Genomic DNA, 18,132 nt, shown 5'->3' with positions numbered 1-18,132 from the left:
GGCCCACGCTCATCCTCACGCCTTCAGCGGAAACACCGGCTCCACCTCGCGATAGTCGCGCGGAATGATCACCTTGATGTCGTTCTTGAACACCTGCGTCATCAGCGGCTGCGCGCCCTGGTTCTGGCCGTTGACGAACTTCGTCGGGCCGTACGGCATGATGTGGTTCGAGAAGCTGCTCTTCTCCAGCGCATCGATGATCGCGGCGCGGTCGGTCGACTTCGCGCGCTCGATCGCATCGGCCAGAAGGCCCATCGCGGTGTAGGTCATGAAGACCTCGTAGCTGAAGAACAGGCCCTTGGCCTCGACCCGCTTGCGCAGTTCGGCCGAGCGCTTGTCCTTCGGGTTGAACCAGTGGTTGCAATCGATGATGCCGTTGGCGGCTTCGGGGTATTCCTTCACGAACTTGTAGCTCGACGCCGCGCCGCCCAGCACCGAGAAGATCGCCTTGGGCGACACCTTCTGCTGCTGCATCGTGCGCACCAGCAGCGCGTATTCGTTGTAGTAGTTGGCCGGGATCACGATGTCGGGGTTGATCGACTTCATGCGCAGCACGATGTTGTTGAAGTCGCGCGTCGGGTTGGCGTGCTTCACCACCTCCTTGACCTCGAAGCCGTAGCCCGGCAGCTCGCGCGACAGCAGCTGCGCCGTGCCGGTGCCGAACAACGAGTCCTCGTGGATGATCATCACCGTTTTGGCGGGATTGCCCGCGGCCTTGTTGAGCACCAGCAGGTTGGCCATCGCCACTTCGGTCGACTTGTTGTAGCCGGGGCCGAAGCGGAAGGTGTTCTTCAGTCCGCGCTCGACGATCTGGTCGGCCACGCCGACATCGACCACGTGCGGCAGGTTGTACTTGGCCGCCGCCTGCGTGGTGGCCAGACAGATGGCCGAGGCGAAGGCGCCCACGATCGCCGAGACGCCGGCCTCGTTCATCTTCTCGACCTCGGCGGTGCCGGCCTGCGGGGTGGACTGCGCGTCGCCCAGCAGCGCCTCGATCTGCGCGCCGCCGAGCGAGTGGATGCCGCCGGCCTTGTTGATGTCCTCGATCGCCATCTGCGCACCGAGCCGGCACTGCTGGCCCGAGTAGGCGAGTGCGCCGGTGACCGGATGCAGCACGCCGACCTTGACGGTCTTCGGCTGCGCGCCGGCCACCAGCGGGAACGCGATGGCGGAAGCCACGGCAGCGGATTGCGACATGAAGCGGCGACGATTGGACATGGGCTTTCCTTTTTCTTCAGTTGAATGGAGCGGGAACATCCTGGTTGATCCAGACCTTGGCGTCGATGCTGCCGACGCGGGAGAGCTGCATCTCGTAGGTGTAGCGGTCGGGCCGATAGAAGCCATGCAGCCACTGCACCGGCTTGTCGGCATCGTCGTAGACCAGGCGCCGCACGGCGAGCAGGGCCGAGCCGACGGCGACGTCGAGATGCCCGGCCAGCACGTTGTCGGCGAGCCGCGCGGAGATGGTCTGGTGGGCACGCCCGACCTTGACGCCGGACTCCTCCAGCAACATCAGGATCGGCTTCCTTGCGAGTTCGCGGCGGCCGAACTGCTGCGCGATCTCCGCGGGCACGTAGGTGGTGATGTGCGACAGCGGGCCCGCGCGCATCGAGCGCACGCGCACCGCCTTCTGCACCGGATCGCCGAGCTGCAGCTGCAGCGCCTGCGCCACCGCCGTCGAGGCCGGGATCGTCGCCACGTCGATCACCTTGACCGAGGTGTGCAGCCCCATCGTGACCAGGTTCTCGAGCAGCCCATGCAAATGCGCACGTCCCTTGCCGTCGGCGGCGCGGCCTTCGGCAGCGGCCGGCGGGGCGACGGGGCGCGTGCGGCGGCCCGGGTTGCGCGAGATCAGCCCTTCGGCGGACATGCGCTCGAGCGCGCGCCGGACCGTGACCCGTGCCACGCCGAACTGCGCCATCAGCGCCAGCTCGCCAGGCAGGCCGTCGGCAAAGCGCCCCTCTTCCAGCTGCTCGCGCAGCACCAGGTAGATCTGGTGGTATTTGGGCAGCGGCATCTGCGACATGGCCGCGATGGTTGGTCACTTCCATTGTTCTGTCAATAGGACATTTTGATGGGGCCGGGCATCGACCGATGCGGGCACGCGTCCCCTCGCACTGCGAGGCCGCGCGGGGCCGCAATCGGCGGGCCCGCGCGCCGGCATGAAATCGCCACCGCAGAGACGCCCGCCATGACCTTCGCCCACGCCAAGATAAGGCCGCCCCGCTTGCGCACCGTATGGACGGCACGTGAAGCACTCGACCGCCACCTCCATGCTGCGCTGCTGGAACGGCGGCTGGTTCTTCTGGTGGCGCCTGCGGGCTACGGCAAGACGGCTGCGCTGTCGCGCCAGTTGCAGTCCTTGCCGCCGGGCTGCATCGCGCTGTGGCTGAGGGCCGACGAAGAGGACGACCTTCCACGCTTTGTCTCCTGCCGGTGCGAGGCGCTGGAACCCCATGACCCGCCGTGGCGCAAGTCGCCCGAGGCGCTGGCCGAATCGGCCGCGCGCGCCGGCCGGGGACGTCGCGATGCTGCGCCATGGGGCCGAGGTCGCGCAACAGCTTCGCGCGACCCGCACACCGTCAAGCGGCACGTGGCGCGGATCCTCGAAAGGCTGGATGTTTCCTCGCGGGATGCCGGCGCCGCCGGGTATCGAAGCCATCTCCAGGACACCGGGGCCGCCTGAATGGCTTTTTTCACGCAGGTAAGAAGAAAGTAACGAAATATCTTGTTACGCGTGCTGTAACTAGGCACAATGTATTACATGGAAACACAAACCTCCTCTTCCCAGCTGCGGTGGTCCTCCAAGGGGCTGCTCGACCTCTTGCGCGCCAGTCTCCCGCCTGCCGGGACGGGGCCGGCACCGGTGCGCGAGCCGCGTCCCGCGGTGGAACGTCTCAACAGCAGACAGCTGGCCGAGCTGGCCGACGCGTGGCGCCATCGCACGGCCGAAGGCGACAAAGGCGCCGAATCGGTGGCCCAGGCGCTCGAACTGCTGGCCAGCCGGCGCGCCGGGGAAAGGCGTTCGCGCATCCAGGCGATGGGCCAGCGCATCTCGGACCTGATGCAGCTGTCATGAAAACCCAGGCCGAAGCCGTCCGCGAGGGCTACGACGTCGACCTGTCCGGGCCAGGCCGGCCGATGGGCGCACGCGGCAAGTACCCCCAATACGAGGTGATTCCGCTGATGACCGAGATGGAAGCGGAACTACTCAACACGCTGCGCCTGATCCGCCAGCTGCTCACCGAGGGCACGCCCAGCCGCGACGCCCAGGACGACGTGGTGCTCGCGATCGACAACCTGCTGTCGGTCGCGCATTCCTGAGCGGCTGAAGAGCCAGCGCGCGGCCGGCCGTGCGCTGCGTCAGATCACGATCGGCGCGAACTTGCGGCGCGCCTTCAGCTGCGCCGAATCCCACTCGATACCCAACCCGGGCGTCTCGGGCGCCAGCGCATGGCCGGCCTCGATCTTCAGACGGCTGGTGGTCAGGTCGTCGAGCTGCGGGATGTATTCGACCCAGCGCGCGTTGGGCACCGCCGCGCACAGGCTCACGTGCAGCTCCATCAGGAAGTGCGGGCACATCGCGAGGTTGTGTGCCTCGGCCAGGTGCGCGATCTTGAGCCAGGGCGTGATGCCGCCAACCCGCGCCACGTCGGCCTGGACGATCGAGCACGCACCCTTGTGCACGTACTCGCCGAACTGCGACAAGTGGTACATGGATTCACCGACCGCGATCGGCACGCTGGTGCTGGCCAGCAGTTGCGCATGCGCGGCCACGTGCTCGGCGGGCATCGGCTCCTCGAACCAGGCGAGGTCGAGTTCGGCGTACTGGCGCGCGCGGCGGATCGCTTCGGCCAGCGTGAACGCCTGGTTGGCATCGACCATCAGCTCGAAATCCGCACCGACCGCGCTGCGCACCGCCGACAGGCGCGCCATGTCCTGCGCGACATGCGGCTTGCCGACCTTGATCTTGGCGCCGAGAAAGCCATCCGCCTTGGCGGCCAGCGTCTGCTCGACCAGCTCGCCGGGCTCCAGGTGCAGCCAGCCGCCTTCGGTGGTGTAGACCGGCACGCGCGGCCCGGCACCGCCGGCCATGCGCCACAGCGGCAGGCCCGCGGCGCGGCCATTGCGATCCCACAGCGCGGTGTCGATCGCCGCGAGCGCGAGGCTGGTGATGGCGCCGACCGCCGTGGCATGCGTGTGGAAGAACAGGTCGCGCCAGACCGCTTCCACGCATTGCGGATCGCGCCCGATCAGGAGCGGCGCGAGATGGTCGCGCAAGAGCGCCACGATCGACGAGCCGCCGGTGCCGATGGTGTAGGTGTAGCCGGTGCCGTCCGAGCCGTCGTCGCAGCGCAGCGTGACCATCACGGTCTCCTGCGTGACGAAGGACTGGATGGCGTCGGTGCGCCGCACCTTCGGCGCGATGTCGATCTGCGTGATCTCGACCTGGTCGATCCTGGCTGCCATGTCGCAATCCGATTCAGGCGCCGTTCTTCGTCACTTCCTCGGGCAGGTCGGCGCCGTGGAATTTCTTGTAGATCGCATCGAGCTTGCCGTTCTTGAGGTTGGTGCGGATCCAGCCGTCGATCTTTTCCTTGAGCTTGGGCTCGCCCTTGCGGAAGCCGACCGCGAGCATGTTGACCTTCATCGTGAACTTGACCTCCATCTGCTTGGCCGGGTTCTTCTCGTTGATGGCTTTCAGCAGCGGCGGCGCGGTCGCGAAGATGTCGGCCTGGCCGCTGACGATCGCGGTGATCGAGGTCGCGTCGTCGTCGAAGCGGACGATGGTCGCGTCCTTCGGCAGGATCTTGGTCACCTCCTGGTCGTTGGTGGTGCTGCGCGTGGCGATCACCTTCTTGCCCGACAGGTCGGCGGCGCTCTTGATGTTCATGCTCTTGGGCGCACCGACCACGGCCGAGATGCCGGCGTAGGGAATCGAGAAATCGATCACTTTCTCGCGCTCGGGCGTGACCGAGAGGCTGGAGATCACGATGTCGGCCTTGTCGGTCTGCAGGAAGGGAATGCGATTGGCGCCGGTCGTCGGCACGATCTCGAGTTCGAGGCCCAGGTCCTTGGCCAGCAGTTGCGCGGTCTCGACATCCGAGCCGGTGGAGTTGAGCTTGTCGTCCTTGAAGCCGTAGGGCGGCACGCCGAGATCGATCGCGACACGGATCTTCTTGGCGGCGGTGATGGTGTCGAGCTGGTCCGCATGGGCGGCGACGCCCAGGCCGAGCGTGGCGCCGGCCAGCAGCAGGCTCGACAGCAACAGGGGAATGCGGCGGCGTTGGAAGTGGTTCATGTCTCGTGATCCTCGTGGTTGGAATGAAATCGGCGGGCGCTCGGCTCAGAGGCCGTTGCCCAGGAACTGCTGCAGCTCGGGCGTCTTCGGATCGGCCAGCATCGAGGCGTCGCCCTCCTCCCAGATCTGGCCCTGGTGCATGAAGATGATCTTGTCGGCGACGCCGCGCGCGAAGGCCATCTCGTGCGTCACCAGCACCATGGTCATGCCTTCGGCCGCCAATGTCTCGATGACGCGAAGCACCTCGCCGGTGAGTTCGGGATCGAGCGCCGAGGTCACCTCGTCGAACAGCATCACCTGCGGCTTCATCGCGAGCGAGCGCGCGATCGCCACGCGCTGCTGCTGCCCGCCCGAGAGCTGCTCGGGATACGCCTCGGCCTTCTCTGCGAGGCCGACATGCGCCAGCACCTCCATCGCGATGGTGCGCGCATCGGCCGCGCTCAGGCGCTTGACCGAGGTCAGCCCGAGCGTGATGTTCTGCAGCGCCGTCAGGTGCGGGAACAGGTTGTAGCTCTGGAACACGATGCCGACGTCCCGGCGCAGCGCGCGCACGTTGAGCGCGGCGTCGTGCACCGCATGGCCGCAGACATGAATGCTGCCGCTGTCGACGGTCTCGAGCCGGTCGATGCAGCGCAGTGCCGTGCTCTTGCCCGAGCCGCTCTTGCCGATGATGGCCACCACCTGCCCGCGGCCGACCGAGAACGAGACGCCGCGCAGCACATGCAGCGCGCCGAACTTCTTGTGGACCTGGTCCAGTTCAACCACGGCTTGCATTGAGTTTCCTTTCCAGCGCGCGGCTCCAGCGCGAGAGCGGATAGCACATCGCGAAATACAGGAGCGCCGCGCAGCCGAAATAGATGAAGGGCTGGAAGGTCGAGTTGTTCAGCACCTTGGCGTTGTACGAAAGCTCGGCAAAGCCGATGACCAGCGACGCGATCGAGGTGTTCTTGATGATCTGCACCATGAAGCCGACGGTCGGCGGCGTCGCGATGCGCAGCGCCTGCGGCAGCACCACCTTGACCATGCGCTGCCAGCGCGTGAGGCCGATGCATTCGGCCGCTTCCCACTGGCTCTTGTGCACCGACTGGATGCAGCCGCGCCAGATCTCGCCGAGGAAGGCGCTCGCATAGATCGTCATCGCCAGCGCCGCGGCCACCAGCGCCGGCACCGAGCCGATGCCGAGGATGTTCGGACCGTAGAAGCACAGCCCCATCAGCACCAGCAGCGGCGTGCCCTGGATCACCTGGATCCAGGCCGCCGCGGCGACACGCACGCCGCGCAACGGCGAGATGCGCGCCAGCGCCATGCCGAGCCCGGCGAGACCCCCGGCGACGAAGGTCAGCACCGACAGCTCCAGCGTGCCGATGGCGCCCAGCAGCAGGTAGGTGGCTTGCTCGTGCGTCATGCCGCGGCCTTCGTCAGAGCGGCGTGCCGAGCTTGCGCCGGCGCGTGAACACGATCTGCCCGAGCAGCCAGAAGCCGAGCCGCATCAGGTACGACAGTGCGAGGTACACCGCCCACAGCACGAGGAAGATCTCGAAGTTGCGGAAGGTGTCGGACTGGATGCGGTTGGCGATGCCGAACAGCTCCTCGGCACCGATCGAGGACATGATGCTCGACGCCAGCATCAGCAGCACGAACTGGCTGGTGAGCGAGGGATAGACCCGCTCCACCGCGGGCCGCAGGATCACGTGCCAGAACACCTGCAGCTTCGACATGCCGAGGCAGTCCGCGGCTTCGAGCTGGCCCTTGTGGATCGACTCGATGCCGGCGCGGATGATCTCGCAGGTGTAGGCGCCGATGTTGATCACCAGCGCAAGCACCGCGCCGACCAGGATCGGCATCGTCACGCCCACGCTCGACAGCCCGAAGATCAGGAAATAGGCCTGGATCAGGAGCGGCGTGTTGCGGATGCCTTCGACATACACACCGACAACGCGCCGCAGCCACGCGTGCCGGCTGCCGCGCCCGACCGCGCACAGCGCGCCGAGCACGAAGCCGATCACCGTCGCCAGGAAGGACAGCTGCACCGTGACCCATGCGCCTTCGAGCAGCAGCGGCCACTGCGCCAGCACGGCGGCAAAGTCAAACTGATACGTCACCGCAGACCGGCCGGCGAAGCCAGGCCCGTTCGTGAAACACCGCGGAACCGGCTTCGCCGGGCCGCTGGTGTTGCCCCCTGGAAGGGGGTGCAGAGCCACACGAAGTGGGCGAGGCTGGGGGAGAGCTCATCTCAGAGCTTGAACGCGACGACGTTCTGCCGCTGCTCGCCGAGCCCGTCGATGCCCAGCGTCATCACGTCGCCCTTCTTGAGGTAGAGCGGCGGCTTCATGCCGAGGCCGACGCCGGGCGGCGTGCCGGTGGTGATCACGTCGCCCGGATTCAGCGTCATGAACTGGCTCACGTAACTCACCAGCTTGGCGACGCCGAAGATCATGGTCCTGGTGCTGCCGGTCTGCATGCGCTTGCCGTTGAGATCGAGCCACATGCCGAGCTTCTGCGGATGGGGCACTTCGTCGCGCGTGACCAGCCACGGGCCGATCGGGCCGAAGGTGTCGCAGCCCTTGCCTTTGTCCCAGGTGCCGCCGCGCTCGGTCTGGAACTCGCGTTCGCTCACGTCGTTGATGGTGCAGTAGCCGGCCACGAAGTCGAGCGCACTTTTCTGCGAGACATAGCGTGCACGCGTGCCGATGACCACGCCGAGCTCGACTTCCCAGTCGCTCTTGACCGAGTTCTTGGGCAGCATCACCGGATCGTTCGGGCCCTGGATGCAGGAGATCGCCTTGGTGAAGACGATCGGCTCCTTCGGGATCTCGGCGCCGGTCTCGGCCGCGTGGTCGGAGTAGTTCAGGCCGATGGCGATGAACTTGCCGATGCCGCCGACCGGGCAGCCGATGCGCGGCGAGCCGCGGACGATCGGCAGCTTGTCGACCTTCTGCTTGCGCAGCCTGGCCAGCGCGGCATCGCCGAGCTGATCGGGGCCGATGTCCTTGACCACGGCGCTGAGGTCGCGCAGGCGTCCGTCGGCATCGATGAGGCCGGGCTTTTCCTTGCCGGGGTTGCCGAAGCGTACGAGTTTCATGAACAAAATCCTTTCAAGAGAAACAGAAATACAAGGGGGCCGCCGCGCACGGCCGCCCGAAGCGGCCGGCCCGCCCCCGGCAGGGGGGTTGGCGAAGCGACACGCAGTGCGCGCAGCCTGGGGGCGAGCGTCATATCGTGATGCCGCCGTCGACCGAGTAGGCCTGTCCGGTGACGAATTGCGATTCGTCGCTGGCAAGGAACAGTACCAGGGGCGCGATCTCTTCTGCCTGCGCGAGCCGGCCCATCGGCTGACGCGCGATGAAGGCCTTGCGCGCGGCGACCGGATCGGCGTTGGCATTGATGCGATCGCCGAGCGAAGGCGTATCGACCGTGCCCGGGCACACCGCATTGCAGCGGATCCCCTGTCCCACGAAATCGGCCGCCACGCTCTTGGTGAGGCCGAGCACCGCCGCCTTGGTGGTGCCGTAGACGAAGCGGCTCGGCAGCCCCTTGATGCTGGAGCACACGCTGGCCATGTTGATGATGCTGCCGCGCCCGGCCGCGATCATGCCGGGCAGCGCGGCCTGGATGGTCCACATCTGCGCGCGCACGTTGAGGCGGAACGCGAAGTCCAGATCGTCGTCGCTGGCCTGCAGCGCCGTGCCGTTGTGCACCACGCCCGCGCAGTTGAAGAGCACGTCGAGCGCCGGCACGCCGGCGAAGAAGGCATCGATGGCGGCCTTGTCGAGCACGTCGAGTTTCGCGGTGCGGATGTTGGCGATGCCGGCAAAGCCTTCGAGCAGCTTCTCGTTGACGTCGGTGGCCCAGACCTGCGCACCTTCGGCTGCGAGCAACCGCGCGCTGGCATGGCCGATGCCCTGGCCGGCGGCAGTGACGAGCGCCGTCTTGCCTTGGAGTCTCATGGGGAATTTCCTTGTCGAGGGTTTCGCCCGATGGTTGCGGGCCGGTGCGGATCGTATTCTGAATTGGCCTGACCACTTGTCCAATTAAGGACAACCCTTAAACTCCGCGCTACCGTGCCGCTGCAGACCGTCGAACCGCAACGCCTCTACCGCCAGATCGCCGATCAGCTGCGCACGCTGATCGCGAAGGGCGAGTTCGCCACCGGCGCGCGCCTGCCGGCCGAGCGCGACCTGGCCAAGCAGTTCGGCGTCAGCCGGCCCTCGGTGCGCGAGGCGCTGATCGCGCTCGAGGTCGAAGGCCGCGTCGAGGTGCGCACCGGCTCGGGCGTCTACGTGCTCGACCGCTCGAAGCGCAGCGGCACGCCGGTCGAGGTGATGGGCTGGGGTCCGCTCGAACTCATCCGCGCACGCCGCGTGGTCGAGGGCGAGACCGCCGCGCTCGCCGCCACGCTGGCCAAGCGCGCCGACCGCGATGCCATCGCGCGCGCTCTCGACGACATGAAAGAGCTCGCCGCACGCGGCGTGATGCCGCTCGACGCCGACCGCGCCTTTCACCTCGCCATCGTGCGCGCCAGCGGCAATGCCGTGCTGACCGAGACCGTGCAGGGCTTTCTCGATTCGCGCCTCGGCCCGCTGTTCAAGCGGCTGGGCGGCTATTTCGAGACGGGCAAGTCGTGGCAGAGCGCGATCACCGAACACGAAGCCGTGCTGGCCGCCATCGTTGCGCGCGACCCCGATGCGGCACGCATGGCAATGCACGAACACATGGACAAGGCGCACCAGCGTTTCTCTGTGAGCTGGCGTCGCGCCCATGCGCCCTGATGAAAGAACCCCCATGAACCCCTTCATCCGACTCCATCCCGCCGACGACGTGGTGATCGCACGCGCGCAGGTGCTCGGCGGCGCCGCGATCGAGAACGTGGTCGCGCGCGGCCTGATCCCACCCGGCCACAAGATCGCCGTGCGTGCCATCGCGCAGGGCGAGCCGGTGCGCCGCTACAACCAGATCATCGGCTTCGCGAGCAAGCCGATCGCGCCCGGCGAGCACGTGCACACGCACAACCTGGACATGGGTCCGGACAAGGGCCACTTCGCGCGCGACTACGCCTTCGGCGCCGACGTCAAGCCGGCGCCCGCGCGCCGCGAAGCCACTTTCATGGGCATCCGGCGCGCCGACGGCCGCGTCGCGACGCGCAACTACATCGGCGTGCTCACCAGCGTCAACTGCTCGGCCACCGCCGCACGCGCGATCGCCGACCACTTCTCTCGCCAGACGAACCCGCAGGCGCTCGCGGCCTATCCCAACGTCGACGGCATCGTCGCGCTCACGCACGGCACCGGCTGCGGCATGGACACCCAGGGCATGGGCATGCAGATCCTCGAACGCACGCTCACCGGCTATGCCACGCATGCCAACTTCGCGGCCGTGCTGGTGGTCGGGCTGGGCTGCGAGGCGAACCAGATCAACGCGTGGCTCGCCACCGGCAATCTGGCCGAAGGCGAGAACTTCCGCGTCTTCAACATCCAGGACACGGGCGGCACGCGCAAGACGGTCGAGAAAGGCATCGCGCTGATCAACGAGATGCTGCCGCGCGCCAATGCGGTGAAGCGCGAGCCCTGCAGCGCGGCGCACATCACCATCGGCCTGCAGTGCGGCGGCTCCGACGGCTACTCGGGCATCAGCGCCAACCCCGCGCTCGGCGCAGCGGTCGATCTGCTGGTCGCGCATGGGGGCACCGCGATCCTGTCGGAGACACCCGAGGTCTATGGCGCCGAGCATCTGCTCACGCGCCGCGCGGTGCGGCGCGAGGTCGGCCAGAAGCTGGTCGACCGCATCGCCTGGTGGGAGCACTACACCGCCATCAACGAAGGCGAGATGAACAACAACCCCTCGCCCGGCAACAAGGCCGGCGGCCTCACCACCATCCTCGAGAAGAGCCTGGGCGCGGTCGCCAAGGGCGGCACCAGCAACCTCGAGGCGGTGTACGAATACGCCGAACCGGTGACCGCGCACGGCTTCGTCTACATGGACACGCCGGGCTACGACCCCGTGAGCGCGACCGGCCAGGTGGCCGGCGGCGCCAACATGATCTGCTTCACCACCGGACGCGGCTCGGCCTACGGCTGCGCGCCCTCGCCCTCGCTCAAGCTCGCCACCAACTCGGCGCTGTGGCAGCGGCAGGAAGAAGACATGGACATCAACTGCGGCGAGATCGTCGAAGGCACCGCGTCGATCCAGGAGATGGGGCAGCGCATCTTCGAACTGGTGCTGGCGACGGCGTCGGGCGCGCAGAGCAAGAGCGAGAAGCATGGCTATGGTCAGAACGAGTTCGTGCCATGGCAAGTCGGTGCGGTGATGTGAGCGCGCGACGCATAGCAGATGCCCACCATGACCATCACCCTCGCACCCGCCGCCCTTCGCACCCGGATCACCCGCATCCTCGCCGCCGCCGGCAGCGCGCAAGCCGAGGCCGAGCAGGTCGCGGCCAACCTCGTGCTCGCCAACCTGAGCGGCCATGACTCGCATGGCGTCGGCATGGTGCCGCGCTATGTCGATGCGATCGCCGAAGGCGGCCTCCAACCCAACACCTCGGTCAAGGTCGACCTCGACGCCGGCGCGATGCTCGCGCTCGACGGCCAGCGCGGCTATGGCCAGGTCGTCGGCGTGCAGGCGATGGAACTCGGCATCGCGCGTGCCCGGCAACAGGGCAGTTGCATCCTGTCGCTCGCCCACGCGCACCACCTGGGCCGCATCGGCCACTTCGCCGAGATGGCGACCGCGCAAGGGCTCGTGTCGATGCATTTCGTCAACGTGCTGTCGCGCCCGGTGGTCGCGCCCTGGGGCGGGGGCGACGGCCGCTTCGGCACCAACCCCTGCTGCATCGGCGTGCCGCTCGCGGGCGCGGAGCCGTTCATCCTCGACTTCGCGACCAGCCGGGTGGCGCAGGGCAAGATGCGCGTGGCCCACAACAAGGGGGAGCGCGTGCCGGCGGGCTACCTCATCGACGAACGTGGCGCGCCGACCGACGATCCGGGCGTGGTCGTCGTCCCGCAGCGCAACGGGCTCTTCGGCGCGCTGATGACCTTCGGCGAGCACAAGGGCTACGGCATGGCCGTGGCCTGCGAACTGCTCGGCGGCGCGCTGACCGGCAGCGGCACCTGGCACCGCGAGGCCGACACGGCGCGGCCGGTGTTCAACGGCATGCTGACCGTGCTGATCGATCCGGCGAAGCTGGGCACCCAGCAAAGCTTCGCAGAGGAGGCGAAGGCCTTCATCGACTGGCTGCGGCAAAGCCCGCCGGGCGCCGGCTTCGATGCGGTGCAGATCGCGGGCGAGCCCGAGCGCAGCGCGCGCATGGCGCGCGAGCGCGACGGCATTGCGCTCGACGACGCGACCTGGAGCGAGATCGAGGCGGCCGGCGCCAGGGTGGGCGTGGCGATCGCGTAGGACGGCGGCGACTTGCGGCGCCCTGGGCGATGGCTAGAGTGAAGCGATGACGTCATCGCACACCGACCCCATCGCCTTGGTCAAGGCCTGCTACGCGGCCTACGTGAGCAAGGACCGCGCAGCGATCGAAGCATTGCTGGCGGACGACTTCCACTTCACGAGCCCGCTCGACAACCGGCTGGACCGCGCCGCCTACTTCGCACGCTGCTGGCCGAACAGCGAGAACACCGAAGGCTTCGACTACGTCCACCTGGTGCAGGACGGACCGCGCGTCTTCGTCACCTACGAAGGCCGCGTCAAGGGCGGGCATCGCTTCCGGAACACGGAACTCCTGACGACATGCGACGGGAAGATCGTCGAGGCGGAGGTGTACTTCGGGTGGTCGCTGCCGCATGAGGCGAAGGCAGGTGGGTTCGTGGACAAGGCGGGGTGAAGCCCGCGCCTCTGCTGCACCGTCGAAGTCGTATTCAATCTGCGCCATGCAAGGCCGCTTCTACGACTGCTTCAGCAGCATCGCCGCGTCTTCGAACCACCACGCGACCGCTGCGAAATAGCCCTCCCAGACGCAACCGTCGCAGCCGCGGCCGCAGCAGGTGGTGGGCTCCGGTGGCGGCGGGCGAAAGTGCTCGACGCGCTCGGCACGAAGGCGGGCTGCGAGACGATGGATGGCGGCAGCGGCCGAGGGTGCATCGAAGACGGAGGGCATTTCCACGCGCCGATCTTAGATCCGGCGATGCGGCCGGGTCAGAATCCAGGTCCTCTCTTCCGATGCATCCCATGACACACGCTGTTCTCCCAAGACCACGCCCGCGACCCGCGGGCACAGGCCTGCCGATCGCCTTGGCGGCCATGGCACTCGCCGGCGCCGCACACGCGGCCGATGACGACGAAGGCCCGCCCATCACGCCCTACCGCCCTTCGATCTCCAGTCCCGCGCAACTGCCCTACCCCGGGCAGCTCGAGTTCGAACTCGGCGGCCTGCGCATGAGAGACGGGACTTCGCATCGCAGCAGCCTGCCTTACCTCTTCAAGCTCGCTTTCAGCAACGAGTGGGGCGTGCTCGTCGGCGGCGACGCGCATGTCTGGACGCAGGACAACGACCTCGGCCGGTCGCAGGGCGTGGGTGACACCACCGTCACGCTCAAGCGCGCGTGGATCGTCGATGACGCGAGCGCCTTCGGCATGGAATTCGGCGTCAAGATTCCGACCGCCCGCGACACGATCGGCAGCGGCAAGACCGACTACACGATCAACACCATCTACAGCCGCGACTTCGGCCCGGTGCACATGGACGCCAATCTCAATGCCACGCGCCTGGGCCTGGCCGATCCCGGCAGCGCGCGCACGCAGTTGGGCGCATCGACCTCGTTCTCGATCCCGCTGTCCGAACATTGGGGACTGACGGGCGAAGTCTCCGGCACGCATCGCCGCGGCGCCGACAACGGGTTGCAGTTTCTCTCGGCACTGACCTTCAGCCCGAACAAGCGATTGACCTTCGACTTCGGCATCGCGCACGCGGTGCGGCCGCGGCCGGCGGCGAACTCGCTGTTCGCGGGCGTGGTGCTGCCGCTCGGGCAGCTCTGGCAGGGCGGATCACGCTGACACGCGCAGCCGATACCGGCTGTCACAGGTGGCGCCGGCGCGTACGCTAGGGTCGGCATTCCATGACGATGACATCACCCCCTCCCCTTCAGGTTTCCCGGCCGCTCGCGGTCGCGCTCTGCGCCGCTGCGCTGATGCTCGCAGGTTGCGACAAGCCCGGCACCGCGCCTGCGCCTGCCGCACCGACCGCATCCGTGCCGGCCAACGCACCCGCTGCCGCAGCACCCTCCGCCGTCGCGCCCGCGGCGCCCACCCCCACGGGCTATACGCCGCCGAGCGCCGACCAGCTCTACGAGATGGTCGCACCGATCGCGCTCTACCCGGACAAGCTGGTGGCACAGGTGCTCGCGGGCGCGACCTACCCCGCGCAGGTGACGGCCGCCGACCAATGGCTGGCCCAGAACGGCACGCTCAAAGGCGGCCCGCTGGCCGATGCCGCGCAACAGCAGCCCTGGGACGCAAGCGTGAAGTCGCTGACCGCGTTCAGGCCGGTGCTCGACCAGATGGCGAAGAACCTGCCGTGGACCACCGCATTGGGCGAGGCCTACTACAACGATCCGGACGACGTGATGAACGCGATCCAGGTCATGCGCCAGCGCGCGTCGAAAGCAGGCAAGCTCCAGAGCACGACGCGGCTGCGCGTCGCGACGGCCGTTGCGCCGCCCGACTACACGCCGGATCCGAATACGCCCTTGCTCTATGCAGGGCCGCCGATCATCGAGCCGCCGGCGCAATTCATCACCATCGAACCGGCACAGCCCGACGTGGTCTACGTGCCGGCCTACGATCCGCAGCAGTTCTATGGCGACCCGGTGGCGATCTATCCCGGCTACGTCTATTCGCCGCCGTCCTATGCCACGGCCGGTGCCTTGGGTTTCGGCGTCGGCGTGGTGGTCGGCGCGGCACTCGAACGCCATGACTGGGGCTGGCACGCATGGGGCATGCATTGGGGCCGGCCGGACGGCGCGCGCGGCGGCAGTGCGCGGGCGCAGCCGGCCTTCGATCGGCCCGCGGTGGTCTACAACCGCTCGACCTACATCTCACGCTCGACCACGGTGGTGAACAACCACATCCGCAACACCGTCGTCAACGGCGCCAATCCGCAGCAGGTGCGAGCCCTGCAGGCACAGGAACGCCAGCAGCAGACGCAGGCGGAGCAGCTGCAGCGCGAGCAAGCCCAGCAGGGTCAACGGGCACTGGCGCAGCAAGCCATGCTGCAACAGCAACGGCAGGCGCGCGCGCAGCAGGAACAGCAACGCCAGCAGCAGGCACAGGCACCACGCCAACAGACGCGACAGATCCGTGCGCAGGAAGCACAGGCGCAGGCACAGCAGCAGGCGCAGCAACGACGGACGCAGCAGCCGACGCAACAGCAGGCCCACGTGCTGCAGCAACGGCCACAGCGGCCGCCGCATCGGCAGGAAGACGCCTCGCAACGCGCCCGGGCGCAACAGCTGCAACAAAACCAGCAACAGCAGGCCCGCCAGCAGCAACAGCAACAACGTGCACAAGCGCAGCAGGCGCGCAACCAGCAGGCACAGGCGCAGACACAAACGCGTCAGCGTCAACAGCAGATGCAGGCGCAGCAGCAACGGACACAGCAGGCTCAAGCACAGCGGCAGACGCAAGCCCAAGCTCGCCCGCCGCGCGCGGCGCAGCGGCAACCGCAGCCGCAGCCGCAGCCGCATGAACGCGGCGGCCGTCCCGCGGGGCAGCATGGCCCCGGCGAGCACAAGCAGAACCAGTGAGGACGCGGTGTTGTCGTTGACGGCCATTCAGATGTACCGCCAATGCGTCCCCCGGACATTGCGTGCCCCGCCGGCCGCGATGTTTCATCGGCTCTTCCCTCGGGGTGGAACTGCGCCGTGCGTGACGACCATGGCCGCCTGTTGCAGCGGCATGCTGCCCGGGTACTGCGCGGCATAGCGACCCACGATGTCGACGAGCCCTGCCGCCGGCGAGTCCGCATGCGCGGACCGCAGCAGCGGCGTTGCCTCGGGGGACAGCAGGTACGCGATGACCTTTCGACCGTCGGTTCCGGGCATGCTCAACGTGCCGACCAGCACATCGTCGACCGCCATTCCCGAACGCTGGCTTTCGATGCACGCCAGGGCCCGCAACCAATTGGCGTACCGGGTCGCGAGATTCAAATCGAATTGATCCGGTGCATCGAGAAACACGGGCTCGTTCTTCTCGATGAATTGCCGAAGTCTTCCGAGATTGGCGGATGCGTATTTTTTCAGCAAGGCCGGGTCCTGCTGAAGAGGCACGATCAGCGTGTCCGCCACGGACATTCCCGATTGCGCCGGGAGACGGTCCAGCATGCCGGCCCAGGCATCCGCCGGCGCCGTTGCCATCAGGCGCAGCATCTCGCGGGAATACGCTGGGGGGTCGAGCAGCTGATGGTCGAAAGCATCCTTAAGCAATGCATCGGATCCGGGCAGATAGCCGATCCCTGCAAAGGTCGACACCGCCGCATGCGCCACCTCCTTGTTGGCGTCATTCGCGAGCGCCCGCAGATCCAGAAGAATGTCGGCGTTGTAGCCGGTCGCATCCTCCTCGGTGTACAGGCTTCCCAGAATGCGCACCAGCACGATGCGCTCGTCGTCGGTGACAGCACCCTGGAGCAGCGTACGCACGGCCGCGGCCGACTGCGCCGTGACCGGAACGCCCTGGCGGTACATCCATTCGAGACGGTCGCGCCGGGCGGCACCGGAGAGAGACTTGTAGGAGACCAAGGGGTTCTCCTGTTGCGCCACAGCTGCCTCAGCGAACCGGGCCCTGTATTCAGCCGCGGCCGAATTGGCAGAAGCGGAGGGACCGGGCGCCGGCGACCATCGCACTCAGCGTGCATGCGAGATACCCCAAGGGTTTCATGTGCAAGGAAACGCGACGCGGCACGTGCTGCTCCTCCCTGTGCGTCGCCCATTGCTTGTCGTGCAAGAAACGGAGACGGCGGCAGAGAGTACGTACAGGCGGTCACTCTTTCAATCTGGGAGATATACGAACATGAAAGCGGCCATGTTCAGCAAATTTCCAAGCGACTGCGTTCAGGCGTGATCGCTTCGGTGCGATGGCGCACGCATCGGAGCCGCCATCGCCGCCAATGCGACGAGCCGGCCTATCGCGCGATCTCGTCGAACACGTCTGCCAAGGTCTCCGGCATCGTGATCTGCGGGTTGTGACTGGCATCGAGCGCGCGGTAGTCCCAGCCCTCGGCCTGCGCGCGCTGCGCGAAAGGCCGGAACGGATCGCCGGGCGCGACGCGCGTGCAGTAGATGTACGAGCGGCGCACGCGATCCACCGCGCCGGTCAGCGGCAGGCGCTGCTCCAGCGTGCGCAGCGGCTGCATCCGGCGGCGCGGCATGGCCCAGGCCTTGTCGGCCTCGGGCGTGTCGGGCGGCATCGGATTGGGCGGCACGCGCCAACCGTCGCCGCCCTGGCGCGCCAGCGCGATCGCCTGCTGGTGCGTCGGCTCGCCGAGCAGATCGAAGACCGACTGGCCATCGCGCGGCACGAAGGCGTCGAGGTAGACCAGGCGCCTGACGCGCTCGTGCACGCGGTCGACCACGCCCGTCGCCACCATGCCGCCATAGCTGTGGCCGACCACGACCAGGTCGTGCAGATCCTCGAACTCGATCACGGCCAGCACGTCGGCGATATGCGCCTCGAGGTCGATCTCGGGCCGCGCGAGATGCGCGCGTTCGCCGAGCCCGGTGTGGGTCGGCGTGAAGAGTTCGTGGCCGCGATCGCGCATCGGCGCGCGCAGCTTCTTCCAGGCCCATGCGGCCGACCAGGCGCCGTGAATCAACAGGAATGTCGCCATCGCAAGT

The 18,132-nt window shown here is 67.6% G+C and carries 21 protein-coding genes; 9 read left to right on the top strand and 12 right to left on the bottom strand.

Going from position 1 to position 18,132, the window contains the following annotated elements:
- Positions 1-15: 15 nt before the first annotated feature.
- Positions 16-1,218: an ABC transporter substrate-binding protein gene (locus WDLP6_RS03880; protein WP_162565868.1), complete on the bottom strand. Its 1,203-nt coding sequence runs from the start codon at positions 1,216-1,218 to the stop codon at positions 16-18.
- Positions 1,219-1,234: 16 nt separating this feature from the next.
- Positions 1,235-2,026 carry a GntR family transcriptional regulator gene (locus tag WDLP6_RS03875; protein WP_443083391.1) on the bottom strand — a complete coding sequence of 264 codons (792 nt, stop codon included), beginning with the start codon at positions 2,024-2,026 and terminating at the stop codon, positions 1,235-1,237.
- 165 nt (positions 2,027-2,191) lie between these two features.
- Between WDLP6_RS03875 and WDLP6_RS03870 the strand changes: the two genes are divergently transcribed.
- The 3 genes from WDLP6_RS03870 to WDLP6_RS03860 all read left to right on the top strand — a co-directional run bounded on the left by WDLP6_RS03870 (position 2,192) and on the right by WDLP6_RS03860 (position 3,324).
- Positions 2,192-2,686, top strand: coding sequence for a hypothetical protein (locus tag WDLP6_RS03870; protein ID WP_162591285.1), 495 nt, complete (start codon positions 2,192-2,194; stop codon positions 2,684-2,686).
- A gap of 78 nt (positions 2,687-2,764) precedes the next feature.
- Positions 2,765-3,079, top strand: a complete 315-nt coding sequence (locus WDLP6_RS03865) for a hypothetical protein (protein WP_162565866.1) — start codon at positions 2,765-2,767, stop codon at positions 3,077-3,079.
- Entirely contained in the window at positions 3,076-3,324 is a 249-nt protein-coding gene (locus WDLP6_RS03860; protein ID WP_162565865.1) for a hypothetical protein, read from the top strand. Before WDLP6_RS03865 ends, WDLP6_RS03860 begins: the two co-directional genes overlap by 4 nt.
- Positions 3,325-3,363: 39 nt before the next feature.
- On the opposite strand, the gene WDLP6_RS03855 is transcribed toward WDLP6_RS03860, so the two are convergent.
- The 7 genes from WDLP6_RS03855 to WDLP6_RS03825 all read right to left on the bottom strand — a co-directional run bounded on the left by WDLP6_RS03855 (position 3,364) and on the right by WDLP6_RS03825 (position 9,249).
- A complete protein-coding gene (locus WDLP6_RS03855) occupies positions 3,364-4,470 on the bottom strand; it encodes a mandelate racemase/muconate lactonizing enzyme family protein (RefSeq protein WP_162591284.1) in 1,107 nt (368 codons plus the stop codon).
- Positions 4,471-4,483: 13 nt separating this feature from the next.
- A complete protein-coding gene (locus WDLP6_RS03850; RefSeq protein WP_162565863.1) occupies positions 4,484-5,302 on the bottom strand; it encodes a transporter substrate-binding domain-containing protein in 819 nt (272 codons plus the stop codon).
- Positions 5,303-5,347: 45 nt separating this feature from the next.
- The gene (locus WDLP6_RS03845; protein ID WP_162591283.1) at positions 5,348-6,076 is read right to left on the bottom strand and encodes an amino acid ABC transporter ATP-binding protein; all 729 of its coding nucleotides are present in this window, start codon (positions 6,074-6,076) and stop codon (positions 5,348-5,350) included.
- Entirely contained in the window at positions 6,060-6,707 is a 648-nt protein-coding gene (locus WDLP6_RS03840) for an amino acid ABC transporter permease (protein WP_162591282.1), read from the bottom strand. Before WDLP6_RS03840 ends, WDLP6_RS03845 begins: the two co-directional genes overlap by 17 nt.
- Positions 6,708-6,720: 13 nt before the next feature.
- Complete coding sequence (locus WDLP6_RS03835; protein WP_162591281.1) at positions 6,721-7,404, bottom strand: amino acid ABC transporter permease; 684 nt, start codon at positions 7,402-7,404, stop codon at positions 6,721-6,723.
- 131 nt (positions 7,405-7,535) lie between these two features.
- Positions 7,536-8,384, bottom strand: coding sequence for a fumarylacetoacetate hydrolase family protein (locus WDLP6_RS03830; RefSeq protein ID WP_162591280.1), 849 nt, complete (start codon positions 8,382-8,384; stop codon positions 7,536-7,538).
- A gap of 130 nt (positions 8,385-8,514) precedes the next feature.
- On the bottom strand, positions 8,515-9,249 hold the full coding sequence (locus WDLP6_RS03825) for an SDR family oxidoreductase (protein ID WP_162565858.1): 735 nt from the start codon (positions 9,247-9,249) through the stop codon (positions 8,515-8,517).
- A 114-nt stretch (positions 9,250-9,363) separates the two neighbouring features.
- On the opposite strand from WDLP6_RS03825, the gene WDLP6_RS03820 reads away from it, so the two are divergent.
- The 4 genes from WDLP6_RS03820 to WDLP6_RS03805 are packed head-to-tail and all read left to right on the top strand — an operon-like array spanning position 9,364 to position 13,130.
- A complete protein-coding gene (locus tag WDLP6_RS03820) occupies positions 9,364-10,071 on the top strand; it encodes a FadR/GntR family transcriptional regulator (protein ID WP_162591279.1) in 708 nt (235 codons plus the stop codon).
- A gap of 13 nt (positions 10,072-10,084) precedes the next feature.
- Entirely contained in the window at positions 10,085-11,611 is a 1,527-nt protein-coding gene (locus WDLP6_RS03815; protein ID WP_162591278.1) for a UxaA family hydrolase, read from the top strand.
- Between the two features lie 27 nt (positions 11,612-11,638).
- Positions 11,639-12,697: a malate/lactate/ureidoglycolate dehydrogenase gene (locus WDLP6_RS03810; protein WP_162591277.1), complete on the top strand. Its 1,059-nt coding sequence runs from the start codon at positions 11,639-11,641 to the stop codon at positions 12,695-12,697.
- A gap of 46 nt (positions 12,698-12,743) precedes the next feature.
- Positions 12,744-13,130 carry a nuclear transport factor 2 family protein gene (locus WDLP6_RS03805; RefSeq protein ID WP_162591276.1) on the top strand — a complete coding sequence of 129 codons (387 nt, stop codon included), beginning with the start codon at positions 12,744-12,746 and terminating at the stop codon, positions 13,128-13,130.
- Positions 13,131-13,190: 60 nt separating this feature from the next.
- On the opposite strand, the gene WDLP6_RS03800 is transcribed toward WDLP6_RS03805, so the two are convergent.
- Positions 13,191-13,403 (bottom strand): oxidoreductase-like domain-containing protein, encoded by a 213-nt coding sequence (locus WDLP6_RS03800; RefSeq protein ID WP_162594955.1) that lies wholly within the window; start codon positions 13,401-13,403, stop codon positions 13,191-13,193.
- Positions 13,404-13,546: 143 nt separating this feature from the next.
- Here WDLP6_RS03800 and WDLP6_RS03795 point away from each other — a divergent pair, with 143 nt between their 5' ends.
- Together WDLP6_RS03795 and WDLP6_RS03790 are read left to right on the top strand one after the other, a co-directional pair.
- Positions 13,547-14,299: a transporter gene (locus WDLP6_RS03795; protein WP_162591275.1), complete on the top strand. Its 753-nt coding sequence runs from the start codon at positions 13,547-13,549 to the stop codon at positions 14,297-14,299.
- Positions 14,300-14,367: 68 nt separating this feature from the next.
- Positions 14,368-16,047 carry a DUF3300 domain-containing protein gene (locus WDLP6_RS03790; RefSeq protein ID WP_332105433.1) on the top strand — a complete coding sequence of 560 codons (1,680 nt, stop codon included), beginning with the start codon at positions 14,368-14,370 and terminating at the stop codon, positions 16,045-16,047.
- A gap of 84 nt (positions 16,048-16,131) precedes the next feature.
- Here the strand turns inward: WDLP6_RS03790 and WDLP6_RS03785 are convergent, their stop codons facing one another.
- Both WDLP6_RS03785 and WDLP6_RS03780 read right to left on the bottom strand, forming a co-directional pair.
- Positions 16,132-17,037, bottom strand: coding sequence for a hypothetical protein (locus WDLP6_RS03785; RefSeq protein WP_162591273.1), 906 nt, complete (start codon positions 17,035-17,037; stop codon positions 16,132-16,134).
- 383 nt (positions 17,038-17,420) lie between these two features.
- On the bottom strand, positions 17,421-18,125 hold the full coding sequence (locus WDLP6_RS03780; protein ID WP_162565851.1) for an alpha/beta fold hydrolase: 705 nt from the start codon (positions 18,123-18,125) through the stop codon (positions 17,421-17,423).
- Positions 18,126-18,132 lie beyond the last annotated feature (7 nt).

Source organism: Variovorax sp. PBL-E5 (assembly GCF_901827185.1).
In the GTDB taxonomy this organism is placed as follows: Bacteria; Pseudomonadota; Gammaproteobacteria; order Burkholderiales; family Burkholderiaceae_C; genus Variovorax.
This window is presented reverse-complemented; position numbering and strand designations above follow the sequence as displayed.

Bases quoted from the DNA above. Each gene is read 5' to 3' on its own strand.
- WDLP6_RS03880 (WP_162565868.1), bottom strand. From the start codon at position 1,218: ATGTCCAATCGTCGCCGCTTCATGTCGCAATCCGCTGCCGTGGCTTCC.
- WDLP6_RS03865 (WP_162565866.1), top strand. From the start codon at position 2,765: ATGGAAACACAAACCTCCTCTTCCCAGCTGCGGTGGTCCTCCAAGGGG.
- WDLP6_RS03845 (WP_162591283.1), bottom strand. From the start codon at position 6,076: ATGCAAGCCGTGGTTGAACTGGACCAGGTCCACAAGAAGTTCGGCGCG.
- WDLP6_RS03800 (WP_162594955.1), bottom strand. From the start codon at position 13,403: ATGCCCTCCGTCTTCGATGCACCCTCGGCCGCTGCCGCCATCCATCGT.
- WDLP6_RS03855 (WP_162591284.1), bottom strand. From the start codon at position 4,470: ATGGCAGCCAGGATCGACCAGGTCGAGATCACGCAGATCGACATCGCG.
- WDLP6_RS03805 (WP_162591276.1), top strand. From the start codon at position 12,744: ATGACGTCATCGCACACCGACCCCATCGCCTTGGTCAAGGCCTGCTAC.
- WDLP6_RS03780 (WP_162565851.1), bottom strand. From the start codon at position 18,125: ATGGCGACATTCCTGTTGATTCACGGCGCCTGGTCGGCCGCATGGGCC.
- WDLP6_RS03850 (WP_162565863.1), bottom strand. From the start codon at position 5,302: ATGAACCACTTCCAACGCCGCCGCATTCCCCTGTTGCTGTCGAGCCTG.
- WDLP6_RS03795 (WP_162591275.1), top strand. From the start codon at position 13,547: ATGGCACTCGCCGGCGCCGCACACGCGGCCGATGACGACGAAGGCCCG.
- WDLP6_RS03830 (WP_162591280.1), bottom strand. From the start codon at position 8,384: ATGAAACTCGTACGCTTCGGCAACCCCGGCAAGGAAAAGCCCGGCCTC.
- WDLP6_RS03810 (WP_162591277.1), top strand. From the start codon at position 11,639: ATGACCATCACCCTCGCACCCGCCGCCCTTCGCACCCGGATCACCCGC.
- WDLP6_RS03790 (WP_332105433.1), top strand. From the start codon at position 14,368: ATGACATCACCCCCTCCCCTTCAGGTTTCCCGGCCGCTCGCGGTCGCG.
- WDLP6_RS03860 (WP_162565865.1), top strand. From the start codon at position 3,076: ATGAAAACCCAGGCCGAAGCCGTCCGCGAGGGCTACGACGTCGACCTG.
- WDLP6_RS03825 (WP_162565858.1), bottom strand. From the start codon at position 9,249: ATGAGACTCCAAGGCAAGACGGCGCTCGTCACTGCCGCCGGCCAGGGC.
- WDLP6_RS03870 (WP_162591285.1), top strand. From the start codon at position 2,192: ATGACCTTCGCCCACGCCAAGATAAGGCCGCCCCGCTTGCGCACCGTA.
- WDLP6_RS03815 (WP_162591278.1), top strand. From the start codon at position 10,085: ATGAACCCCTTCATCCGACTCCATCCCGCCGACGACGTGGTGATCGCA.
- WDLP6_RS03840 (WP_162591282.1), bottom strand. From the start codon at position 6,707: ATGACGCACGAGCAAGCCACCTACCTGCTGCTGGGCGCCATCGGCACG.
- WDLP6_RS03875 (WP_443083391.1), bottom strand. From the start codon at position 2,026: ATGTCGCAGATGCCGCTGCCCAAATACCACCAGATCTACCTGGTGCTG.